This window comes from Shewanella sp. TC10 (genome assembly GCF_009663145.1).
Lineage (GTDB): Bacteria > Pseudomonadota > Gammaproteobacteria > Enterobacterales > Shewanellaceae > Shewanella.
Genome location: NZ_VKHR01000123.1, coordinates 1 through 3,017, shown reverse-complemented (window position 1 = coordinate 3,017; position 3,017 = coordinate 1). Strand labels below are relative to the sequence as shown.

Below are 3,017 nucleotides of genomic sequence, written 5' to 3'. Positions count from 1 at the left end.
TATCAGAGAGGTTCACCGTAACTGTTTGACCATCTTCTATGTTTGTGACGCTGCCTTGAATAACCACTTGGCTCATTTCAGTGGCGTTGATAACACCTTCGTTATCAATAATTTCCACAGTGATATCGGCAGCTGTATCTTTAGCTACTGTGTTATHGCCAATGCTCGGATTACCTTCTACATCGACAGCTAATGCACGTAGCGTGAGTTCACCATCAAGTAATGATGACAAATCAAGGTTATCAAGTTGCCACTGACCATCAACAACACTGGTATTAAATATCAATCTAGTGCCATTTGAATCTGTCACCCAAATTAGTACATTTTGACCATCTTCAATATTAAGTGCTTCACCGCGCAAAGTTGTGCTGGGGACTTCAACTGCATTAAGTGTATTGTCATCATCTTCCGCTTCAATGGTCACAGATGCTTGAGTATCTTTGCTGACAATGGCAGTGACAGAAGTGGGGTTGCCAGCTATATCGACTGTATCCGCTGTAAAGCTAATACTGCCATCGACGAGTGATGAAACATCAGCATTGTTAATTTGCCAAACACCTGCGACGACAGTGGTATTGAAAGTGAGTTGGTTGTTGAGGCTATCGGTTAGGGTAATAGTAACGGTTTGACCGTCTTCAACATCATCAATTTGACCTGAGAAATCAAGGCGCAGCATTTCAAAGCGGTTAATGACAGAGTCTCTACCTGTGTCCACATCAATAGTGATATCAGCCAATATATCAACAGGCATTTGAGCGTTAGCATTAGCAGGGTTGCCTGCTATATCGCTGACCTCTGCTGTGACCACTAGTGAGCCATCATCAAAGTTTGATAAATCTTGTGCTGGGAGAATCCAAACACCACCAGTAACGATTGCGGTTACTGTCAGTGAATGGCCTTGGTTATCGGTGAGGTTCACCGTAACCGTTTGGCCATCTTCTACGTTTGTGACGGTGCCTTGAATAACCACTTGGGTCATTTCAGTGGCGTTGATAACACCGTCGTTATCAACAATCTCTACAGTGATATCGGCAGCTGTATCTTTAGCTACTGTGTTATTGCCAATGCTCGGGTTACCTTCTACATCGACAGCTAATGCACGTAGCGTGAGTTGACCATCAAGTAATGATGACAAATCAAGGTTATCAAGTTGCCACTGACTATCAACAACACTGGTATTAAATATCAATCTAGTGCCATTTGAATCTGTCACCCAAATTAGTACATTTTGACCATCTTCAATATTAAGTGCTTCACCGCGCAAAGTTGTGCTGGGGACTTCAACTGCATTAAGTGTATTGTCATCATCTTCCGCTTCAATGGTCACAGATGCTTGAGTATCTTTGCTGACAATGGCAGTGACAGAAGTGGGGTTGCCAGCGATATCGACAGTATTCGCTGTAAAGCTAATACTGCCATCGACGAGTGATGAAACATCAGCATTGTTAATTTGCCAAACACCTGCGACGACAGTGGTATTGAAAGTGAGTTGGTTGTTAAGGCTATCGGTTAGGGTAATAGTAATGGTTTGACCGTCTTCAACATCATCAACTTGACCTGAGAAATCAAGGCGCAGCATTTCAAAGCGGTTAATGACAGAGTCTCTACCCGTGTCCACATCAATAGTGATATCAGCCAATATATCAACAGGCATTTGAGTGTTAGCTGTAGCAGGGTTGCCTGCTATATCGCTGACCTCTGCTGTGACCACTAATGAGCCATCATCAAAGTTTGATAAATCTTGTGCTGGGAGAATCCAAACACCACCAGTAACGATAGCGGTTACAGTCAGTGAATAGCCTTGATTATCGGTGAGGTTCACCGTAACCGTTTGGCCATCTTCTACGTTTGTGACGCTACCTTGAATGACTACTTGGGTAATTTCAACAGCATTGATAACACCATCGTTATCAATAATCGTGATGTCAATTAATGCGGTTGTGTCTACAGGCATTTGTGTGGTGGCTGATGCAGGGTTGCCTGCGACATCGCTAACCTCTGCTGTGACTTCTAAAGAGCCATCATCAAAGCTTGATAAATCTTGTGCTGGGAGAATCCAAACACCACCAGTAACAATAGCGGTTAGAGTCAGTGAATGGCCTTGGTTATCAGAGAGGTTCACCGTAACTGTTTGACCATCTTCTATGTTTGTGACGCTGCCTTGAATAACCACTTGGCTCATTTCAGTGGCATTGATTACGCCGTCGTTATCAACAATCTCTACAGTGATATCGGCAGCTGTATCTTTAGCTACTGTGTTATTGCCAATGCTCGGATTACCTTCTACATCGACAGCTAATGCACGTAGCGTGAGTTCACCATCAAGTAATGATGACAAATCAAGGTTATCAAGTTGCCACTGACCATCAACAACACTGGTATTAAATATTAATCTAGTGCCACTTGAATCTGTCACCCAAATTAGTACATTTTGACCATCTTCAATATTAAGTGCTTCACCGCGCAACGTTGTGCTGGGAACTTCAACTGCATTAAGTGTATTGTCATCATCTTCCGCTTCAATGGTCACAGATGCTTGAGTATCTTTGCTGACAATGGCAGTGACAGAAGTGGGGTTGCCAGCTATATCGACTGTATCCGCTGTAAAGCTAATACTGCCATCGACGAGTGATGAAACATCAGCATTGTTAATTTGCCAAACACCTGCGACGACAGTGGTATTGAAAGTGAGTTGGTTGTTGAGGCTATCGGTTAGGGTAATAGTAACGGTTTGACCGTCTTCAACATCATCAATTTGACCTGAGAAATCAAGGCGCAGCATTTCAAAGCGGTTAATGACAGAGTCTCTACCTGTGTCCACATCAATAGTGATATCAGCCAATATATCAACAGGCATTTGAGCGTTAGCATTAGCAGGGTTGCCTGCTATATCGCTGACCTCTGCTGTGACCACTAGTGAGCCATCATCAAAGTTTGATAAATCTTGTGCTGGGAGAATCCAAACACCACCAGCAACGATTGCGGTTACTGTCAGTGAATGGCCTTGGTTATCGGTG

1 protein-coding gene is annotated in these 3,017 nt (G+C 43.4%); it reads right to left on the bottom strand.

Going from position 1 to position 3,017, the window contains the following annotated elements; genetic code table 11:
• On the bottom strand, positions 1 to 3,017 hold a 3,017-nt coding region (locus FNZ24_RS21385), incomplete at both ends, for a beta strand repeat-containing protein (protein WP_416384861.1).